Source organism: Actinacidiphila glaucinigra (genome assembly GCF_900188405.1).
Taxonomy (GTDB): domain Bacteria; phylum Actinomycetota; class Actinomycetes; order Streptomycetales; family Streptomycetaceae; genus Actinacidiphila; species Actinacidiphila glaucinigra.
This window is the reverse complement of sequence record NZ_FZOF01000001.1, coordinates 69,767-87,939: the sequence shown is the minus strand read 5'-3', so window position 1 is coordinate 87,939 and position 18,173 is coordinate 69,767. Positions and strand designations below refer to the sequence as shown.

The following is an 18,173-nucleotide window of genomic DNA, read 5'->3' as shown; positions in this document are numbered from 1 at the left end:
CCTTTCCGGACCCCGTGCGCCGGCCGGACGTCCGCAGTCGGCGGGGCACGTTGCGGCCCGTCACCTGCACGTGTTCGAGGCGCCGCCCTCACGCGCGGTGGTGGGGCGCCTCCGTGCCGTCCACATGGGTGCCGGGCACCACCGGGGCGTGGGCCGGCGGGAGGTCCTCCGGGACGCGCTCACCGCCGCGGCCGTCCTCGCCCTGCGGGGCGGCGTGGCGGGCGGGGCCGCCGGTCCTGGCCTGGGAGCGGTGCGGCCAGAGCGAGGTCTTCCTGTGTTTTCCGGTCATAACGGGCGAATACCCGTCCCGGGCGCCCGTCACCCGTCAGCCGTCACGCGCTGCCCCTCACGCGGCCGTGAGCGCGACCGCCGCCTCCGCCGTGTGCACCAGGAAGGTGAGGGTCTCCTGGAAGTACAGCCGCACACTGGTGTCGTCGTGCGACAGGTAGCCGATGGACACGTCCTCGCCGATCCGCAGCTCGAAGTCGCCGCCCCGGGTGGAGAGCAGGAACGCCCCGTCGATGGCGGGCGCCCACACGATCTCCCCGTCGAGGAGCCGGGCGAGGTGCGCGTGGACCGGGTAGCCGTAGTGGGAGGTCTCGTTGACGGCGGTGTACGCGTCGGCGCTCAGCGCGAGCGTGTACGGGCCGCCGACGCCCGCGAGGCGCAGCGCCGAGATGGCCTGGCTGACGGCGTCGGGGTAGTCGCGCACGTCCCCAGGAAGGCCCAGCGGCGGGTTCGACGCGCTCGCGCGGATGCCGGCGATGCCGGCCGCCGCGTACCCCTCGAACACCGCCCGGTCCTCGGTGAACGCGATGCGCCGGGCGGCGTCCTTCACGGGCTGCCAGTCGGCGTCCTGGGCACCGCGCTCCACGAGGTCGACCTCACGGCGGTCGACCGTGAAGGGCACGCGCAGCTCGACGACCGGCTGCGCGCGGCGCACGCGGGCGAGGACGTCCTCGTGGGGCGCCTCGACCGGGTCCAGGTGGCCGGTGTTCACCCCGGCGAACGCGGGCCCGGCGGCCTCGGGCACGTCGACGATCCGGCGGGCGGCGACATGGCGCTCGAAGGTGCGCCGCGCCTCCTCCTCCAGGTCGGCCCAGGCGGCTTCGGAGATCGGGGCGAGTTCCCGGTGCAGGTTGTTCATGATGTGACGGTCTTCCTCAGGTCGCCGATCCCCAGCGACTTCGCGGCCGGGACGGCCGCGACGGCGGGGGGATCGGGAAGGTCGTCCAGGAAGTCGGCGGAGGGCACGAAGAACAGCGAGCCGGTCACGGCCCGGGAGAAGTCCAGGATCCGGTCGTGGCTCGCCTGCCCGTCGCCGAGGAACATGTTGCGCAGCATCCGCTCGGTGACCTCGGGGGTCCGGGCGTAGCCGATGAAGTACGTCCCGAACTCGGCGGTGCCCACGCGGCCGAAGGGCATGTTGTCGCGGAGGATCTGCCGTTCGGTGCCGTCCGGTTCGACGATCGTGGTCAGGGCGACGTGGGAGTCGGCCGGCTTCACCTCGTCGTCCATCTCGACGTTGCCCAGCTTGCTGCGGCCGATCACCCGTTCCTGCGCCTCCACGGGCAGGGCGTTCCAGGTGTCGAGGTCGTGCACGTACTTCTGCACGATCACATAGCTGCCGCCCGCGAAGTCCGGGTCCTCGTCGCCGGTCAGGACCGCCTCGGTCGCCTCGGGACCCACCGGGTTCTCGGTGCCGTCGACGAACCCCAGCAGGTCGCGGATGTCGAGGTACTTGAAGCCGTGCACCTCGTCACGGACCGTGACATGGCCGCGCAGCCGGTCCATCACGAGGGAGGCCAGCGCGAAGCACAGGTCCAGCCGGCCGGCGCGGATGTGAAAGAGCAGGTCGCCCGGGGTGGCGGGCGCCTGGTGGCGGGCCCCGGTCAGCTCGACGAAGGGGTGCAGCTCGGCGGGGCGCGGCCCGCCGAAGAGGCGGCCCCACACGTTCGACCCCACTCCCGCGACGCAGCTGAGCCGCCCGTCCGGGGTGCCGAAGCCGACCGAGCGCTGCAGTCCGGACAGGTCCTCCAGCAGATCGCGGACAACGGACTCCCCGCCGGGGTCGACCGTCACGACCAGGAAGATCGCGGACGTGGTGAGAGGGCTGAGCACCGGCTGCGGCAGCGGTTCCGCCATCACCACGCTCCTTCGTGTCGGGGCGCGCCCGGGTCCGGGCGGACACGCTCAAGTCTGCTCCGGGGCCCGGTCCGGTGCATCCTGACCAGGAGCGGCACCGAACCCCTGGGGAAGGCGGCTGGACATGAGCGGTTGCCCGGAAGGGGAACGGCGGCGCCTGCTGACCGTGCTGCTGCTGGTCCTCACCGTGCTCAGCGGGCTGGTCGACGCCGTGAGCATCCTCAGCCTCGGCCATGTCTTCGTGGCGAACATGACGGGCAACCTGGTCTTCGTCAGCCTGGGCCTCGCCGGGGCGCCCGAGTTCTCCGTCGTCACCTCGCTGGTGGCCCTCGGCGGCTTCGCGGTGGGCATCCTCTTCTGCCGGGCGGCGCTGTCCCGGCTGAGCCCCCCGGTCGCGCTGGTGAGCGCGGCCGCGCTGTGCGAGACCGCACTGCTCGCCTCGGCCACGGTGCTGCACGCGCTGGACGGGCCGCGGCGCGTGCTGGTGGTGGTCTGCGCGGCGGCGATGGGCATCCAGAACGCCATGGCCGGCCGCGTCGGCATCGCCGGCCTGACCACGACCGTGATGACCCGCACCCTGGTCGGGCTGCTCGGCGACACCGGCACCGCGGCGCACGACCGGCGGGTCGCCGTACGCCAGGCGCTGAGCGTCGCAGCCCTGGTGTGCGGCGCCCTCGCCGGGGGCCTCCTCGTGCTCCTGGTGACACCGCCCGCCGCACTCGCCGCGGCCACCGGGTGCGCGCTGGCGGTGGCCGCGGCGGCGACCGTCGCCGCCCGCCGGTGACCCGGCCCGTACCGCGCCTCAGAAGCGGACCGGGAGGGCGATCAGGCCGCGGGTGCGCATCGAGGCGCGCCACCGCAGCTCCGCGGGGTCGGCGTCGAGGGCGAGCCCGGGGAGGCGGGTGAGCAGCTCGTCGAGCGCGATCTCGGTCTCCAGCCGGGCCAGGGGCGCGCCGAGGCAGTAGTGGATGCCGTGTCCGAGGCCGAGGTGCGCGGTGTCGGAGCGGCCGAGGTCGAGCCGGTCGGGCTCGGGGAAGCGGGCGGGGTCGCGGTTGGCCGCGGCCAGCGACAGCAGCACCGTCTCCCCGGCGGGGACCGTGACGCCGCCGATGGTGACGTCCTCCAGGGGGAAGCGCCGGATGGCCAGCGGCGCCGGACCGTCCCAGCGGGTCAGCTCCTCGACCGCCGCCGCGGTCCTGCCCGGCTCGGCACGCAGCGCCGCCAGTTGCCCGGGGTGCGTCAGCAGCGCCAGGACGGCGTTGCCGATGAGCTGCACGGTGTTCTCGTACCCCGCGAACAGGACGAGGAAGGTCAGCGACATCAGCTCGTCCTCGCTGAGCCGGTCGCCGTCGTCGCGGGCGGCGATCATCGCCGAGAGCAGGTCGTCCTCGGGGTGGGCGCGCTTGCGCGCGATGAGCTGCCCGAAGTACGCGAGCATCGCGCCGACCGCCTCCTTCGCCGCGGAGGGGCGCTGCGGGTCCGGCGCGACCAGGGCGTCCGTCCAGCCCCGGAAGTCGCGGCGGTCGCCGGGGGCCACACCGAGCAGGTCGCAGATCACCCGGATGGGCAGCGGTGCGGCGTAGGCGGCGATCAGGTCCGCGCGGCCGTCGGGGGCGACGGCGTCCAGGAGTTCGGCGGCGGTACGGCGGACCGGCTCGCGCAGGTCCGCGACACGGCGCGGGGTGAAGGCCTGCGACACCAGGCGCCGGATGCGGGTGTGGTCCGGCGGGTCCATGTTCAGCAGGTTGGCGTCGAGGGCGGGGGGCAGCGCGAACCCGGAGTAGTTGCCGGGCAGGGCGTTGCGCTTGTCCAGGGACAGCAGCGGGTCGCCGAGCGCCTGGCGCACGTCCTCGTACCGCGTCACCACCCAGGCGGGACGCCCGTCGGTACCGGTGACGCGGTGGACGGGACCGGCCTCGCGGAGCCTGCCGTACGCCCCGTAGGGGTCGGCGATCAGCTCGGCGGGGTCAACGGGGCTCCGGCCGGGCGGCGTTGCGTCCGGTGCGGCGTTCGGTGCGGCGTTCGGTGGGGTCGAGGTGGCCATGACCCCACCCTAAGAGCCGGCTCGTGGCGCTTCGTCCCTTCGCCCCTGCGGCCGCTTCGGCGGGCCCTTCGACGGGCCCCTAGCCGAGCGCCGCGGAGAGGAGAGCGGCGGCCACGAGGTAGGCGATGGCGGCGGCGAGGACGACACCCACCATGGCGAGCGCCTGCATCGCGGAGGACAAGCCGGAACGGGCGATCTTCAGGTTGATCATGGTGGCCGCTCCGCCGGCGAGTCCGCCGAGGAGTCCGCCGACGACGATCAGCACCAGCGGAAGGACCGTGCCCCCGGCCTGCCACGGGGAAAGTCCCCGGAACTGGGCCCATCTGTCGGGCTTCACGGCGGAATCGGGCAGGAGATCGGGCAGCTGGGCCATGCGGGTTTCCTTGATCGCGTCGGAACGGAGGCGCAAGGATGACGCGGATGCCGGACGGGCGAGGGAACGCCCGGTGAACGGCCTGGCGGCAGCCGGTGTCCCACGGGTGAAACCGGCCCGGCGGCGGCCGCGCCACCGCCCCGAGGGCCCGGCGGCCCCGGGCTCCGCGCCGGCAGCGGCGGCGCATCGGCCGGCGCCACGCCCCCGCGCCATCGGCCCGCACGCCCAACTGCCGTCCCCCGCAAGGCTCCACGCCGGCCCGGCCGTCGACCGGTGCCACGCCGCGGTGGAGTGATCGGCTCCGTTCCGCTTGCCCCAGACCACATGTCGCGTCCCGGTGGTGTCCACCTCCGTGGCCCGGGACGTTCATCCGGCCTCCGCAGGCTCTCCTGACGCACGCCCCAATCAGCGCGGACCGGCGCCCTCCCGGAGGGCAAGGAGCGGATCATGGGCCACGGCCACCAGCACGGACACGACCACACCCACGGACACCACCACGGCGACGGCACGGAGTCCCTGCCGCCCGCGCTGGACCTCTCCGTCCCGGACGGGGAACTGACGCCGAGCCAGCTGTCCCGGCGTTCCATGCTGCGCCGCACCGGACTGCTCGGCGCCGGGCTGGCCGCGGGCAGCGTGCTCGCCGGTGCCGGCCAGGCCGCCGCCCACGGCTCCTCCTCGCACGGGCACCCGGGGCACGGCGGGACGAACTCGGGTCGCTACCTGTGGCTCGCCGGCGACCACCACATCCACACCCAGTTCAGCTCCGACGCCAAGTACCGCGTCATCGACCACGTCCGCCACGCGAACGCGAACGGCCTGGACTGGATGGTCATCACCGACCACGGCAGCGAGCAGCACGCCAAGATCGGTGTGGAGAAGGTCAACCCGCAGATCGTCGCGGCCCGCGACGAGATCTCCGACACCCTGGTCTTCCAGGGCCTGGAGTGGAACATCCCGGCCGCCGAGCACGGCACGGTCTTCGTCCACCCCGGCCGCAACGAGGTCGCCGTGCTCAAGGAGTTCGAGAACTCCTTCGACGGCTCGGTCAAGGGCGCCACCGCGCCCACCCCCGCCAACGAGGCGCTGGCCATCGCGGGTCTGGACTTCCTGGCCGACGCCGTCCGCCGCAAGAAGGTGCAGGACGCGCTGTTCCTGGCCAACCACCCGGCGCGCAAGGGCCTGGACTCCCCGCACGAGATCCGTGCCTGGCGCGACGCCCAGCCCGCCATCGCGGTCGGCATGGAGGGCGCGCCCGGCCACCAGGCGGCCGGCCTGCCCGCGCCGCAGGGCCCCGGTTCGGGCCGCGGCTTCTACGACAGCAGCCCGAGCGCCCAGTCGTGGCCCGGCTACCCGCTGGAGAGCTACCGCACCTGGGGCGGCTTCGACTGGATGACCGCGACCGTCGGCGGTCTGTGGGACAGCCTCCTCGCCGAGGGCAAGCCGTGGTGGATCACCGCCAACTCCGACGCGCACAACGTGTACGCCGACACCGCGGTCCGCGGCGGCGGCGACTTCGCCACCCAGGGCCACTACGACGACCCGGTCTACGGCGGCGGCCTCAGCCTGACCGACGGCGACTTCTGGCCCGGCCAGTACAGCCGCACCCACGTCGGGGCCGACGGCTTCTCGTACCACGCGGTCATGGACGCCATCCGCGAGGGACGCGTCTGGGTCGACCACGGCGGGCTGATCAGCGGCCTCGACGCCCGTCTGCGCTCCGGCGGCCGCGAGCAGACGCTCGGCGGCATGCTGCGGGTCCGCCGCGGCGACAAGGTCGACCTCGTCGTCGACATCGACCTGGCGAACGGCCCCAACTGGGCGCAGTTCGTGCCGAAGCTGGCCCGCTTGGACGTCATCCGCGGCGCTGTCACCGGCCGGGTCTCCGACAAGGACGCCTTCGCCACCCCGGACACCAAGGTCGTGAAGTCCTTCGAGGTGGGCCGCTCGACCGGGTCGGTACGGCTGACCTACTCCCTGGGCCGCGTCGACAAGCCGCTCTACGTCCGCCTGCGCGGTACGGACGGCAACCGCGGCGCCGTCGGCGTCAACGGTGCCGCCGTGGACCCGGCCGGTCCCGCGATCGACGTCCTGGGCGACGCCGACCCGTGGAAGGACCTGTGGTTCTACTCCAACCCGATCTGGGTGCTGCCCGCGTGACAACGCCCCCGGTCCTCGGCGTCGACGCCGGTTCCCCCGGTCTGAGGAAGGCCGACCACCTGGTCCACCACCTGGTGGGCCGGCTCGGCCTCCCCGCGGGCACCGTCGCGTGCACGCACTTCGTCCGCGGCGGCGATCCGCACACGGCGGTCTCCCTGACGGCGGCGGACCCCGCCGCCGCCGAGGCGGCGTGGCACGCGCTCACGCAGGCGCGGGGGGCCGGGGCGGAGGGCGCCGCACCGCTGGGTGTCTTCCTGGCCGGCCGCCGCCACGGCCCGGCCGCCCTGGCCGAGGCGGCGGCCGGTGCCGCCGCCGAGGCCGCGGCACGCACCGGGGGCCGGGCGGTGGTCTACCCGGGCGCCGACGGACTCACCGGCACGGTCACCGTCGCCGAACTCCTGGCCGGCACCCCGATCACCCGGCTGGTCGTGCTCGGCTCCCCCGCGGACGAGCCGCCCGGGCCGTCCGCGGAGATCCTCACCAGCGGCCATGTCCGCCCCGAGTGGCGCGCGGGCGAACTCGTCCTGCCGCTGGTCCCCGCGGCCGGCGGACGTCTCGCCCCGTTCGAGGTGCCCAACCCGACGCCCTGCTGCGCGGACCACTGACGGCTCCGGCGGCGGCGGGAGGTGTCAGCCGAAGACCTCCGGGTGCTCGCGGACCAACTCCGGTATGCCGGAGGCCGGTCTGCCCAGGATCTCCCCGATGTCGTCGGTCGCGCGGTCGTAGCGGTTCGCGGCGTGGAGGCGGGCCATGGTGGCGATGTGCTGCCGTACGTGGTCGGGGAGCCCCAGGGCGTCCAGCTCCCCCGTCCACTCCTCGTACGGCACGTCGACGTAGCGGACCTTCCGCCCCAGCGCCTCGGTGAACTCGGCGGCGATCGCGGTCATGTCGCGGGACTCCGCCCCGGTCAGCTCGTGGACCCGGCCGACGTGCGGCGCCGGGTCCGCCAGCACGGCCGTGACCACCTCGGCGACGTCGCGGGCCAGGACGGGCGAGGTCCGCCCGTCGCCGAACGGCAGGCGGATCGTGCCGTCCCGGGCGATCGAGCGGAAGCCGAGCCCGAGGAAGAGCGGGTTCTCCATGAAGACCGTCGGCCGGATGTGGCAGACCGGGACCCCGGACCAGTCCATGACCTGCTCCGCCAGCCACTGCTGCCACTGCTGCTTCGACTCGGTGGTGCTGGTGAGGTCCATCTGGGAGACCGTCATCTGCGACATGTTGACCAGGACGTCGAGGCCCCCGTGGGCGCGGGCCACGGCCGCCGTCGTCGCGGCGCCCTGCAGGTACTGCGCCGACACGCCCATCCCGAAGTACATCCGGCCGCAGCCCTCCGAGGCCCGCGCGACGTCAGCGGTCCTGGTCAGGTCGCCGGCGAAGACCTCCGCCCCGGTGGCCCGCAACTGCTCGGCCCGCTCGTCCTCCCGGTGGACGAAGGCGCGGACGGGGAGGCCGCGTTCCCTCAGCAACTCGACGGTGATGTGCCCGACCGCTCCCACGCTCCCGGCGGCGCCGGTCACGAGGATCATCGGGCTGTCGGACGTCATCGGGCCGCTCCGCCGGTTCCGTCAGGAGGGCGGCGTCACGCAGGACTCCGGTGCGCCGCCCGCCTCCAGGCAGGAGACGACCGGCCCCAGCGCCGCCGTCAACTGGTCGGCCGTCATCCCGGGATGCGCCTCCAGCCACTGCGTGGCGAGTGCGGCGAAGGCCTGCACATGGGGATCGGCGGCGATGTCCGGATGGGCCTGCAGGAAGGACTGCAGCGCCTCCTGGACGTCCGCCGCGGACCATTGCGATCCGCCGGGCAGGCAGTGCGACGGCGAACCGCCCTGGGCGTCCCCGCCGTGGCAGCCGTCGTCGGCGAGGGCCGTACCGGTGCCGCCGAAGGCCAGGGCACCCGCCGCGAGCGCGGCGGCCGTTCCTGCGGCGAGCTTCTTCGAGAGAGCCATGGGATCCGCCTCGGGTCGGGTGGTCGGATCGGCCGGTGCCGGCGCTCCCGAGGCACCGGGCACACGACGGTGCCTGCGAGGGAGCGCGGATCACCGGCCCCCTGGGGAGGGGCGGGATAGCCGGGGCCCGGGGCACCCGCGGGTGCCGGGCCGTCATCGACAGACCCAGCACATCACAGTCACCCGGATGGCGCATCCGGAGCGGAACCGGGCCCGGCCGTCCCTGTTCAGCCCGCGATGCCGTCCCGGTCACCGTGGTCGGAGGCGGCGCAGGCGTGGAGGTCCGGCTCGGGGTGGGGCCAGGGCGCGGCGCCGGTGGCGGCCGGCGGCCGGCGGCAGGAAGCCGACGGCCCGCCGCAGTGACGCGCCGTCCGGTCCCGTGTGGCGCCGCAGATCGACCCCGACGTCGTCGCCGACGGCGGCGGGCCGGGTGAAGGCCACCGGGTTGAAGGTGGAGCAATGCCGGCTGCGGGTCCGCGCGAGGTCCTGCAGCCGGCTGCCGTCGGCGGCGATCTGAGGGGCGATCAGCCGCCAGCCAGTCGTGGAAGCCGTTCTCCCGGGAGAAGTCGACGATGCCGATGGCCCTGCCGTAGTAACGGCACGGCATGGCCTGGGCGTTGCTCCGGTTCGGGTTCATCCGCGTCGCCGGGTCCACGAACCAGGTGCGCAGGATGCGGGCGGCGTGCTCGGCGCGTGGTTTGCGTACGTGAACAGAGCACGGCTCCAGGAACGCGTAATCGGAATCCAAGGGTGGTGCCGTTGGGGCGTCAAGAGCGTCTCTCCAGCCAAACGCACCGATGCCAGGGTTCACGTACAGGAATCGACGCTACATAGGTGTACAGAGATGTCATAGCCATGCCACGCTGACTGCGGCCTCCTCGTGCACCGCCCCCCACACCGAATGGCAGGCACCCATGGGCATCTCCCGGCGCCATCTGCTGACCACCGCCGCCGGCGCGGCCGCGGCGACCACCGCGCTCACACCCCCGGCACGAGCTGCGGCCGGCGGGACCGGCTCGTTCGCCACGTACGCCGACGACCCGGCCGAGACCACCCGCACGCTGCGCGAGGCGGCGGACTACGCCGTGGCGAAACTGCGCACGGTGGCACCGGGCGTGACCTCGTTCCCCGTCATCACGAAGTTCGAGAAGTGGACCTACTCCGCGGGCGGCGACTGGGTCGGCGGCTTCTGGCCCGGCACGCTCTGGATGGCCTGGCTGCACAGCGGCGACGCGCAGTTCCGCTCCCTGGCCCTCGCCGCCGCGGAACGGCTGGCGCCCCGGCGCACCGACACCGGCACGCACGACCTCGGCTTCCTCTTCTACCCGTCCTGGGTGACCGCTTGGCGTCTCACCGGAGACCCCAAGTGGCGCGACGGCGCACTGCAGGCGGCGTCCACCCTGCGCAAGCGGTACAACACGGCGGGCCGCTTCATCCGGGCCTGGGGCGCGCTCGGCAGCCCGGACAACGCGGGCCGGGTGATCATGGACACGATGATGAACCTCGACCTGCTGGCCTTCGCCGCCCGGCAGACCGGGGACACGGCCTACCTCGACATCGCCGTCGCGCACGCGCGGACCACCCAGCGCCACTTCCTGCGCCCCGACGGCTCCACCCCGCACGCCTTCGACTTCGACCCTGCCACCGGCGCCCCCGTGGGCCCGAACACCGTGCAGGGCTACAGCCCCGACTCCTGCTGGTCCCGCGGCCAGGCCTGGGGCGTCTACGGCTTCACCACGATGTTCCGCCGCACCGGCGACCCGCAGTTCCTCGCCACCGCCCGCAGGCTCGCCGACTTCGCGCTCGGGGCGCTGACGCCCGATCACGTACCGGTCTGGGACTACCTCGCCCCGCAGCAGCCGAACGACGTCAAGGACGCCTCGGCCGGCGCGGTCATGGCCTGCGGCCTGCTCGACCTCGCGGCGGCCACCGGCACGGCCCGCTACCGCGACAGCGCGCTGCGCCTGCTCCTCGCCCTGTCCCGCACCTGCCTGACGACCCGCTCCGCCCGCGCCCAGGCCGTCGTCGCCCGCTGCACCCGCAACCGCCCCGCCGAGGACGGCGTGGAGGTCTCGGTCCCCTACGCCGACTACTACCTCCTGGAGGGCATCCTCCGCGTCCTGCGCCCCGCGGACACCGACCGGGCGATCGACCTCTCCACGGTGTGACGCCCCGTCGCGCGGCGACATGAAGCGCCCCCTGTCCGGCACATGACGTGTCGGACAGGGGGCTCTCTCGTACGTTCAGGACCGACGGGCTCCGGCCCGCCACACTTCGGTGCAGACCGCCTGCGGGGCCCGCTTGCGGCCCATCAGGCTTCCGGCGCCGGCAGCTCCGCGACGAAGCTGCCCAGGCCGCGCACCGTGTAGATCGCGCCCTCTTCCCGCAGGTTCGCGAGAACCTTCTGCGCGGTGTCGACGGCGACTCCGGTGTCGGCGACGAGTTGCTGCACGGACGGCACGCGGGACCGCGGCGGGTAGGTGCCGTCAGCGATCCGCTGCCGGATCACGTCGGCGATCTGCTCCCACTTCGGCCGGTCCTCGGCCCATTCGTCGATCACGAGTGCACGGTAGGCATGCACCGTATGCACCGGCGATCGGTAGAATAAGGGGGTGTACTACCCAGCACTAGGGCTATTGTGGCAGGAGAAAGCCCGACCGGAAGGGGTCGACATGCCGCACGGCACCGACACGCGCGCCCGAGGGGCAGCCGCCGAGGCGACCGCCCTGTCGGAACACTGCGAACTGGCCGGGCGCCCGGGCTACGAGGACCTGCACCACGACTGCAGGCGCGACGCCGACTACACCCTGCCCGGCTCCCCCGGCATCGTCGTCACCCCGCGCTGCGGCTGCGGATGCCACCGGAAGGGCCCGCGATGAGCGCCGCCGACGACCGCGTCACGGGCACCTGCGCCCGCTGCCAGAGGTACACCGAGGACGCCGTCTCCCGCCTCGTCGAGACCGGCTCCGGCCCGGGCGGCATCCTGGTCCTCTGCGCCGACGCCGAGGCCTGCATCGCGCGGGCGCCCGCCCCGCTCCACACCGGCCCCCGCTGACGGCCGGGGCCCTCGCCCTCTCACCGCCCGACGGGGCCACCTCATGTCCGGCGAGAGCCTGCCGGGATGACGGCGCGTCGGGCGCGGCCCACCGGCAACTCCAAGCGACAGCGGCCCGCCTAACGACCAATGAAGCCCCTCCGGGTGACCCGGAGGGGCTTCGTTCGTTATCTCGCTGCGGGTCCCGAACCTGCGGGCCCGCGGCCCTCGGTGGGGCGGGTGGGACTCGAACCCACGACCGACGGATTATGAGTCCGCTGCTCTAACCGGCTGAGCTACCGCCCCGTACGGCGTGCCGTCACCATCCCGTGCACGCCGTCTGCCGCAGCATAGCTGCTCATACGATCTGTCGCCCTCGCGGGTCACAGACGCACCACCTGGTGGACTGCGATCACCGGGTGATCGGTTCCCCGGGGCACGAAAAAGGACCCCCGAGGGGGTCCTTGACCGCTGCTCCCCCGACTGGACTCGAACCAGTAACCTGCCGGTTAACAGCCGGCTGCTCTGCCAATTGAGCTACAGGGGATAGAGGAGCGCGAGCTCCCCCGACTGGACTCGAACCAGTAACCTGCCGGTTAACAGCCGGCTGCTCTGCCAATTGAGCTACAGGGGATCGCTCCGCTTGCACCGAATGCACCCGTTTCCGGCATCCCGGACGGCGTGCGCTCGCTGCGACACATACATTAGCGCAAGGTGGGGGGTGCTCCGCCAACCGGTATCTCCGTGGTTGTCCGCAGGCCACGGCGGGTAGGCGCGAAGCACAGCCCCGAGACGAGGAGAGGGTGGAGCCATGCGCTACCGGCTGACGTTCATCAGCGGGGTCGCCGTCGGGTACGTGCTCGGGGCGCGGGCCGGCCGCGAGCGGTACGAGCAGCTGCGCAAGAGCGCGCAGCGCATCGCGCAGAACCCGGCGGTACGGAACAGCGTGGAGTCGGCGGGACAGGCGGGGCGCGGGGCGGCCGTGAAGGCCGTGGACGTGGTGACCGCCAAGGTCGGGGACCGGCTGCCGCCGGCGGTCGCGGAGCGGCTGCGCCGGGTGCGCGGCAACGGCTCCGCCGGCGAGGACGACTGGGGCACCAGCAACACCTGACGCCGCGGCGCGGCGCGGACGAACGCGAGTGCGGGTGCGAGTGCCCGGTTTTCCGCCGTACGCGCCGGGTGCGGCATGATGCCCGCATGGGGATTGTGGCGGGGATCGACAGCTCGGGCACCGGCACGACGGTGGTCGTGTGCGACACCGGGAGCGGGGCCGTGCTCCGGCAGACGCACGCCCCGCACCCGCTGCCGGGCGGCGAGGGCGCCGGGACGCCGACCGAGGTCGACCCCGAGGCGTGGCTGCTGTCGCTGGGCGAGGCCGCCAAGGGCGGGATGCTCGAGGGCGTGGAGGCCATCGGGGTCTCCGGACAGCAGCACGGGATGCTGGCGCTGGACGCCGGCGGGGCGCTGGTGCGGCCCGCACTGCTGTGGAACGACAAGCGGGCGCAGATCCAGGCCGCCGACCTGACCGAGGAGCTGGGCGGTCCCGGTGCCTGGGCCGAGGCGGTCGGGGCGGTGCCGCAGGCCGCGTACCCGGTGGCGAAGCTGCGCTGGATGGCCCGGCACGAACCCGCCTCGGCGCAGCGCACGGCCCATGTACTGCTGCCGCACGACTGGCTGGTGTGGCAGCTGATGGGCCGCCCCCAGCGGCGTACGACGGACCGGGGCGACGCCTCGGGCACGGGCTACTGGTCGGCGGCGACCGGCCGGTGGCGTACGGACATCGTGGAGCTGGCCCTCGGCCATCCGGTGCAGCTGCCCGAGGTGCTGGCCCCCGCCGAGCCGGCCGGCCGGACCCCGGAGGGGCTGCTGATCTCGGCCGGCACCGGGGACAACATGGCGGCCGCGCTCGGCCTGGGCGTCGGCCCCGGGGACGCGGTGGTGTCGCTGGGCGCGGCGGGGACGGTCTTCGCGGTGCACCACCACGCGCTGAGCGACCCGTCGGGCATGATCACCTCCTTCGCCGACGCGACCGGCCGCCACCTGCCCGTGGTGCACACCCGCAACGCGGTACGGGTGCTGCGCGGCACCGCCGAGCTGCTCGGCACCGACCTGGCCGGCCTGTCCGAGCTGGCGATGCGCTCCACGCCCGGCTCGTACGGCCTGGTGCTGCTGCCCTACCTGGAGGGCGAGCGCACGCCGGACCTGCCGCACACCGCGGGGACGCTGCACGGGCTGCGGCGCGAGAGCATGAAGCCGGAGCACCTGGCGCGGGCCGCGTTCGAGGGGATGCTGTGCGGGCTGGCGGACGCGCTGGACGTGCTGCGGGCGCGCGGGGTGGAGGTGCGCCGGATCTTCCTGCTGGGCCCGGCGGGCGACCTGCCCGCCGTGCGGTCGATGGCCCCGGCGCTGCTGGGCGCGCAGCTCGTGGTTCCCCCGCCGGGCGAGTACGCGGCGCTGGGCGCGGCCCGGCAGGCGGCGTGGTCGCTGGGCGTGGTGAACGGCACGGACTCGCCGGAGCAGCCCCCGTACTGGCACCCCTCCGACTACGCCGTGGTCGAGCCGGGGGAGGACGACGGGCCGATCGGGCACTCGGTGCGGCAGCAGTACGTGTCGGTGCGTGAGCAGACGCATCCGGGGGCGTTCCCGGGTTGATCCCGATGTCGGCCATGAGCCGGTAAACCGTGTGCCTGCGGCAACCATCGGACTATAGGGTCATCCGTCGTGCTGATCCGTCTCCTGCGGTCCCATCTCCTGCCCTACAGGCGTGCCGTCTCCGTGCTCGTCGTACTGCAGCTCGTGGCGACCCTCGCCATGCTCTACCTGCCCACCCTGAACGCCGACATCATCGACGAAGGCGTCGTGAAGGGGGACACGGGCTACATCCTCAGGATCGGCGGCGTCATGCTCGCCGTGACCCTGGTCCAGCTCGCCTGCTCGGTGGGCGCCACCTACCACGGGGCCCGCACCTCGATGGCCGTCGGCCGGGACATCCGCGCCTCGGTCTTCGACCGGGTGCAGCGCTTCTCCTCGCGCGAGGTCGGGCAGTTCGGCGCCCCCTCGCTGATCACGCGTACGACCAACGACGTCCAGCAGGTCCAGATGCTGGTGCTGATGACCTTCACGCTGATGGTCTCGGCACCGATCATGTGCTTCGGCGGCATCATCATGGCCCTCGGCCAGGACGTGCCGCTGTCCTCGCTGCTGCTGGCGGTGGTGCCGGTGCTGGGCGTGCTGGTGCTGCTGCTGGTGCGCAGTCTGCGGCCGCTCTTCCGCTCCATGCAGGAGCGGCTCGACACGGTGAACCGGGTGCTGCGCGAGCAGATCACCGGCATCCGGGTCATCCGCGCCTTCGTCAAGGACGACTTCGAGCAGGACCGTTTCCGCAAGGCCAACGACGACCTGACGGACGTCGCGCTGCGCGCCGGGCGGATGATGACGCTGATGTTCCCGGTCGCGATGGCCGTCGTGAACGTCACGAGCGTGGCCGTGCTGTGGTTCGGCGCCCACCGGATCGACAGCGGCGGCATGCAGATCGGCGCGCTGACCGCCTTCATCAGCTACCTGATGCAGATCCTGATGTCGATCATGATGGCCACCTTCATGGTGATGATGGTGCCGCGCGCCGAGGTGTGCGCCGAGCGCATCGAGGAGGTGCTCGGCACCGACCCCAGCGTCGTCCCGCCCGCCGCGCCGGTGCGGCTGCCGGCACGGCGCGGCGAGCTGGAACTGCGCGCCGCGGACTTCGCGTACCCCGGGGCCGAGGCCGAGGTGCTGCGCGGTGTCGACCTGATCGCCCGGCCCGGTGAGACCACGGCGGTGATCGGCTCCACCGGCAGCGGCAAGACGACCCTGCTCGGGCTGGTGCCGCGGCTGTTCGACGCCACCGGAGGCCGGGTGCTGATCGACGGCACGGACGTCCGCGAACTGGACGCGGTGCAGCTGGCCGAGACGGTCGCCCTGGTCCCGCAGAAGCCGTACCTGTTCTCCGGGACGGTCGCCTCCAACCTGCGCTACGGCAACCCCGAGGCCACCGACGAGGACCTGTGGCACGCCCTGGAGATCGCGCAGGCCCGGGACTTCGTGGAACGGCTCGCGCAGGAGGACGGCGGCTCCGGGCTCGACGCCCCGATCGCGCAGGGCGGCACCAACGTCTCCGGCGGCCAGCGCCAGCGCCTCGCCATCGCGCGGGCCCTGGTGCGCAAGCCCGGCATCTACCTCTTCGACGACTCCTTCTCCGCGCTGGACTACGCCACCGACGCCGCGCTGCGCCGGGCGCTGGGCCGGGAGACGGCGGACGCGACGGTCGTGATCGTCGCGCAGCGGGTCAGCACCATCCGAGACGCCGACCGGATCGTGGTCCTCGACGAGGGCCGCGTGGTGGGCACCGGCACCCACCGCGAACTGATGGACGGCAATCCCACGTACCGGGAGATCGTGCTCTCCCAGCTCACCGAGCAGGAGGCGGCATGAGCGTCCCCGCGCCCCGCAGGGGGCCCGCACCCACGGCGGGGCCGATGCGGTTCATGGGCGGCCAGCCCACCGAGCGGTCCATGGACTTCAAGGGCTCCGGCAAGCGCCTGCTGGGGCTGATGCGTCCCGAACGCGCCCTGGTCGTCGCCATGCTGGCCTGCACGACGCTGGGCGTCACCCTCAACGTCATCGGCCCGAGGATCCTCGGCAAGGCCACCGACCTGATCTTCGCCGGGGTCCTCGGCCGTTCGCTGCCCGCGGGCACCGACAAGGCCGGAGCGATCGAGCACCTGCGGCAGCAGGGCAACGACACGCTCGCCGACCTGCTGCAGTCCGCCGACTTCACCCCCGGCGCCGGGATCGACTTCGACGCCGTGGGCCACGTGCTGCTGACCGCCCTCGCGATCTACGCGGGCGCCGCGGTCTTCGCGATCGTCCAGGGCCGGCTCGCCACGACGGTCATCCAGCGCACCGTGTTCCGGCTGCGCCAGGACGTCGAGGCGAAGCTGTCCCGGCTGCCGCTGTCGTACTTCGACCGGCAGGCGCGCGGCGAGGTGCTGAGCCGGGCCACCAACGACATCGACAACATCGGCCAGACGCTGCAGCAGACGATGGGGCAGATCATCTTCGCGCTGCTGTCGATCGTCGGCGTGCTGGTGATGATGTTCTCGATCTCCTGGCTGCTCGCGCTGGTGGCACTGGTGACCGTGCCGCTGTCGGTGTTCGTCGCCACGGCGGTGGGCAAGCGGGCCCAGCCGCAGTTCGTGCAGCAGTGGCGGACCACCGGCAAGCTCAACGCGCACATCGAGGAGATGTACACCGGGCACACCCTGGTGAAGGTCTTCGGCCGCCAGGAGGAGTCCGCGGAGGCCTTCCGCGAGCAGAACGAGGCGCTCTACCAGTCGGGCTTCCGGGCGCAGTTCATCTCAGGCGTCATCCAGCCCGCGATGATGTTCATCGGGAACATCAACTACATCCTGGTCGCCGTGGTGGGCGGCCTCCGGGTGGCGAGCGGCGCGCTGTCCATCGGCGACGTCCAGGCCTTCATCCAGTACAGCCGGCAGTTCAGCCAGCCGCTGACCCAGGTGGCGAGCATGTCCAACCTGGTGCAGTCCGGGGTCGCCTCCGCCGAGCGGGTCTTCGAACTGCTCGACGCACAGGAGCAGAGCCCGGAGCCGAAAACGCCGGGGCTGCGCAAGGTGCGGCGCGGCGAGGTCCGCTTCGAGGACGTGGCGTTCCGCTACGAGCCGGAGAAGCCCCTGATCGAGGACCTGTCGCTGACCGTCGAGCCGGGCCACACGGTGGCCATCGTCGGCCCCACGGGCGCGGGCAAGACCACCCTGGTCAACCTGCTCATGCGCTTCTACGAGGTCACCGGCGGCCGGATCACCCTCGACGGCACCGACATCGCGTCCATGCCGCGCGAGGAGCTGCGCTCCTGCATCGGCATGGTGCTGCAGGACACCTGGCTGTTCGGCGGCACGATCGCGGAGAACATCGCGTACGGCACCGAGGGAGCCACCCGCGAGCAGATCGAGGAGGCCGCGCGCGCCGCGCACGCGGACCGCTTCATCCGGACCCTGCCCGACGGGTACGACACCGTCATCGACGACGAGGGCACCGGCGTCAGCGCCGGCGAGAAGCAGCTGATCACCATCGCGCGGGCGTTCCTGTCCGACCCGGTGATCCTCGTCCTGGACGAGGCCACCAGCTCGGTCGACACCCGCACCGAGGTGCTGATCCAGCGGGCCATGGCGCAACTCAGCCACGGGCGGACCAGCTTCGTCATCGCGCACCGGCTGTCCACGATCCGCGACGCGGACGTCATCCTGGTGATGGAGAGCGGCGACATCGTCGAACAGGGCACCCACGAGGAGCTGCTGACCAAGGACGGTGCCTACGCCCGGCTGTACGCGGCGCAGTTCGCGCAGGCGGTGGCGGAGGTCGACTGACCGTCGGCGCCACCGCGACACGAGCCCCCGCCGGCCCGGCCGGCGGGGGCTC

Annotated in this window: 19 protein-coding genes and 3 tRNA genes; 10 read left to right on the top strand and 12 right to left on the bottom strand. The window is 73.1% G+C overall.

Annotated elements, in window-relative coordinates:
* Nucleotides 1-88: 88 nt before the first annotated feature.
* The 3 genes from CHF15_RS00445 to CHF15_RS00435 are packed head-to-tail and all read right to left on the bottom strand — an operon-like array spanning nt 89 to nt 2,145.
* A complete protein-coding gene (locus tag CHF15_RS00445) occupies nt 89-289 on the bottom strand; it encodes a hypothetical protein (RefSeq protein ID WP_089221551.1) in 201 nt (66 codons plus the stop codon).
* A gap of 57 nt (nt 290-346) precedes the next feature.
* Nucleotides 347-1,147 carry a family 1 encapsulin nanocompartment shell protein gene (locus tag CHF15_RS00440; protein ID WP_089221550.1) on the bottom strand — a complete coding sequence of 267 codons (801 nt, stop codon included), beginning with the start codon at nt 1,145-1,147 and terminating at the stop codon, nt 347-349.
* Complete coding sequence (locus CHF15_RS00435) at nt 1,144-2,145, bottom strand: Dyp-type peroxidase (RefSeq protein ID WP_089221549.1); 1,002 nt, start codon at nt 2,143-2,145, stop codon at nt 1,144-1,146. Before CHF15_RS00435 ends, CHF15_RS00440 begins: the two co-directional genes overlap by 4 nt.
* 124 nt (nt 2,146-2,269) lie before the next feature.
* Here CHF15_RS00435 and CHF15_RS00430 point away from each other — a divergent pair, with 124 nt between their 5' ends.
* Nucleotides 2,270-2,929 carry a YoaK family protein gene (locus CHF15_RS00430; RefSeq protein WP_089221548.1) on the top strand — a complete coding sequence of 220 codons (660 nt, stop codon included), beginning with the start codon at nt 2,270-2,272 and terminating at the stop codon, nt 2,927-2,929.
* An 18-nt stretch (nt 2,930-2,947) separates the two neighbouring features.
* Here CHF15_RS00430 and CHF15_RS00425 read toward each other — a convergent pair whose 3' ends face one another.
* Together CHF15_RS00425 and CHF15_RS00420 are read right to left on the bottom strand one after the other, a co-directional pair.
* Nucleotides 2,948-4,189, bottom strand: a complete 1,242-nt coding sequence (locus tag CHF15_RS00425) for a cytochrome P450 family protein (RefSeq protein ID WP_245938607.1) — start codon at nt 4,187-4,189, stop codon at nt 2,948-2,950.
* Between the two features lie 79 nt (nt 4,190-4,268).
* Nucleotides 4,269-4,562 (bottom strand): hypothetical protein, encoded by a 294-nt coding sequence (locus CHF15_RS00420; protein WP_089221547.1) that lies wholly within the window; start codon nt 4,560-4,562, stop codon nt 4,269-4,271.
* A 447-nt stretch (nt 4,563-5,009) separates the two neighbouring features.
* Here CHF15_RS00420 and CHF15_RS00415 point away from each other — a divergent pair, with 447 nt between their 5' ends.
* Both CHF15_RS00415 and CHF15_RS00410 read left to right on the top strand, forming a co-directional pair.
* Complete coding sequence (locus CHF15_RS00415; protein ID WP_089221546.1) at nt 5,010-6,719, top strand: PHP domain-containing protein; 1,710 nt, start codon at nt 5,010-5,012, stop codon at nt 6,717-6,719.
* Nucleotides 6,716-7,324 carry a hypothetical protein gene (locus tag CHF15_RS00410; RefSeq protein ID WP_089221545.1) on the top strand — a complete coding sequence of 203 codons (609 nt, stop codon included), beginning with the start codon at nt 6,716-6,718 and terminating at the stop codon, nt 7,322-7,324. The genes CHF15_RS00415 and CHF15_RS00410 overlap by 4 nt, the downstream gene beginning before the upstream one ends.
* Nucleotides 7,325-7,348: 24 nt before the next feature.
* On the opposite strand, the gene CHF15_RS00405 is transcribed toward CHF15_RS00410, so the two are convergent.
* From CHF15_RS00405 to CHF15_RS46550, 3 genes are all read right to left on the bottom strand, one after another.
* Complete coding sequence (locus tag CHF15_RS00405) at nt 7,349-8,263, bottom strand: NmrA family NAD(P)-binding protein (RefSeq protein WP_089221544.1); 915 nt, start codon at nt 8,261-8,263, stop codon at nt 7,349-7,351.
* 21 nt (nt 8,264-8,284) lie between these two features.
* Nucleotides 8,285-8,665, bottom strand: a complete 381-nt coding sequence (locus CHF15_RS00400) for a hypothetical protein (protein WP_089221543.1) — start codon at nt 8,663-8,665, stop codon at nt 8,285-8,287.
* Between the two features lie 249 nt (nt 8,666-8,914).
* Nucleotides 8,915-9,157 (bottom strand): alginate lyase family protein, encoded by a 243-nt coding sequence (locus tag CHF15_RS46550; protein ID WP_322975662.1) that lies wholly within the window; start codon nt 9,155-9,157, stop codon nt 8,915-8,917.
* A 422-nt stretch (nt 9,158-9,579) separates the two neighbouring features.
* Between CHF15_RS46550 and CHF15_RS00390 the strand changes: the two genes are divergently transcribed.
* Nucleotides 9,580-10,833, top strand: a complete 1,254-nt coding sequence (locus tag CHF15_RS00390; protein ID WP_089221542.1) for a glycoside hydrolase family 88 protein — start codon at nt 9,580-9,582, stop codon at nt 10,831-10,833.
* Between the two features lie 143 nt (nt 10,834-10,976).
* Here CHF15_RS00390 and CHF15_RS00385 read toward each other — a convergent pair whose 3' ends face one another.
* Complete coding sequence (locus tag CHF15_RS00385; RefSeq protein WP_322975657.1) at nt 10,977-11,225, bottom strand: GntR family transcriptional regulator; 249 nt, start codon at nt 11,223-11,225, stop codon at nt 10,977-10,979.
* A gap of 112 nt (nt 11,226-11,337) precedes the next feature.
* On the opposite strand from CHF15_RS00385, the gene CHF15_RS00380 reads away from it, so the two are divergent.
* On the top strand, nt 11,338-11,544 hold the full coding sequence (locus CHF15_RS00380) for a hypothetical protein (RefSeq protein WP_089221541.1): 207 nt from the start codon (nt 11,338-11,340) through the stop codon (nt 11,542-11,544).
* On the top strand, nt 11,541-11,720 hold the full coding sequence (locus CHF15_RS00375) for a hypothetical protein (protein WP_089221540.1): 180 nt from the start codon (nt 11,541-11,543) through the stop codon (nt 11,718-11,720). Before CHF15_RS00380 ends, CHF15_RS00375 begins: the two co-directional genes overlap by 4 nt.
* A gap of 211 nt (nt 11,721-11,931) precedes the next feature.
* Here the strand turns inward: CHF15_RS00375 and CHF15_RS00370 are convergent.
* The 3 genes from CHF15_RS00370 to CHF15_RS00360 all read right to left on the bottom strand — a co-directional run bounded on the left by CHF15_RS00370 (nt 11,932) and on the right by CHF15_RS00360 (nt 12,333).
* Nucleotides 11,932-12,005: transfer RNA gene (locus tag CHF15_RS00370), tRNA-Ile, on the bottom strand.
* 168 nt (nt 12,006-12,173) lie between these two features.
* Nucleotides 12,174-12,246: transfer RNA gene (locus CHF15_RS00365), tRNA-Asn, on the bottom strand.
* 14 nt (nt 12,247-12,260) lie between these two features.
* Nucleotides 12,261-12,333 (bottom strand) — tRNA-Asn (locus CHF15_RS00360).
* A gap of 177 nt (nt 12,334-12,510) precedes the next feature.
* Between CHF15_RS00360 and CHF15_RS00355 the strand changes: the two genes are divergently transcribed.
* The 4 genes from CHF15_RS00355 to CHF15_RS00340 all read left to right on the top strand — a co-directional run bounded on the left by CHF15_RS00355 (nt 12,511) and on the right by CHF15_RS00340 (nt 18,121).
* The gene (locus CHF15_RS00355; RefSeq protein ID WP_018556692.1) at nt 12,511-12,810 is read left to right on the top strand and encodes a hypothetical protein; all 300 of its coding nucleotides are present in this window, start codon (nt 12,511-12,513) and stop codon (nt 12,808-12,810) included.
* 86 nt (nt 12,811-12,896) lie between these two features.
* Nucleotides 12,897-14,351 carry an FGGY family carbohydrate kinase gene (locus CHF15_RS00350; protein ID WP_089221539.1) on the top strand — a complete coding sequence of 485 codons (1,455 nt, stop codon included), beginning with the start codon at nt 12,897-12,899 and terminating at the stop codon, nt 14,349-14,351.
* A 69-nt stretch (nt 14,352-14,420) separates the two neighbouring features.
* Nucleotides 14,421-16,169: an ABC transporter ATP-binding protein gene (locus CHF15_RS00345; RefSeq protein ID WP_089221538.1), complete on the top strand. Its 1,749-nt coding sequence runs from the start codon at nt 14,421-14,423 to the stop codon at nt 16,167-16,169.
* On the top strand, nt 16,166-18,121 hold the full coding sequence (locus CHF15_RS00340) for an ABC transporter ATP-binding protein (protein WP_322975656.1): 1,956 nt from the start codon (nt 16,166-16,168) through the stop codon (nt 18,119-18,121). The genes CHF15_RS00345 and CHF15_RS00340 overlap by 4 nt, the downstream gene beginning before the upstream one ends.
* Nucleotides 18,122-18,173: the final 52 nt, after the last annotated feature.

Coding starts and splice junctions, on each gene's coding strand:
- CHF15_RS00445 (WP_089221551.1), bottom strand. CDS start 289: ATGACCGGAAAACACAGGAAGACCTCGCTCTGGCCGCACCGCTCCCAG.
- CHF15_RS00430 (WP_089221548.1), top strand. CDS start 2,270: ATGAGCGGTTGCCCGGAAGGGGAACGGCGGCGCCTGCTGACCGTGCTG.
- CHF15_RS00375 (WP_089221540.1), top strand. CDS start 11,541: ATGAGCGCCGCCGACGACCGCGTCACGGGCACCTGCGCCCGCTGCCAG.
- CHF15_RS00405 (WP_089221544.1), bottom strand. CDS start 8,263: ATGACGTCCGACAGCCCGATGATCCTCGTGACCGGCGCCGCCGGGAGC.
- CHF15_RS00390 (WP_089221542.1), top strand. CDS start 9,580: ATGGGCATCTCCCGGCGCCATCTGCTGACCACCGCCGCCGGCGCGGCC.
- CHF15_RS00425 (WP_245938607.1), bottom strand. CDS start 4,189: ATGGCCACCTCGACCCCACCGAACGCCGCACCGAACGCCGCACCGGAC.
- CHF15_RS00415 (WP_089221546.1), top strand. CDS start 5,010: ATGGGCCACGGCCACCAGCACGGACACGACCACACCCACGGACACCAC.
- CHF15_RS00400 (WP_089221543.1), bottom strand. CDS start 8,665: ATGGCTCTCTCGAAGAAGCTCGCCGCAGGAACGGCCGCCGCGCTCGCG.
- CHF15_RS00440 (WP_089221550.1), bottom strand. CDS start 1,147: ATGAACAACCTGCACCGGGAACTCGCCCCGATCTCCGAAGCCGCCTGG.
- CHF15_RS00340 (WP_322975656.1), top strand. CDS start 16,166: ATGAGCGTCCCCGCGCCCCGCAGGGGGCCCGCACCCACGGCGGGGCCG.
- CHF15_RS00380 (WP_089221541.1), top strand. CDS start 11,338: ATGCCGCACGGCACCGACACGCGCGCCCGAGGGGCAGCCGCCGAGGCG.
- CHF15_RS00420 (WP_089221547.1), bottom strand. CDS start 4,562: ATGGCCCAGCTGCCCGATCTCCTGCCCGATTCCGCCGTGAAGCCCGAC.
- CHF15_RS00435 (WP_089221549.1), bottom strand. CDS start 2,145: ATGGCGGAACCGCTGCCGCAGCCGGTGCTCAGCCCTCTCACCACGTCC.
- CHF15_RS00355 (WP_018556692.1), top strand. CDS start 12,511: ATGCGCTACCGGCTGACGTTCATCAGCGGGGTCGCCGTCGGGTACGTG.
- CHF15_RS00350 (WP_089221539.1), top strand. CDS start 12,897: ATGGGGATTGTGGCGGGGATCGACAGCTCGGGCACCGGCACGACGGTG.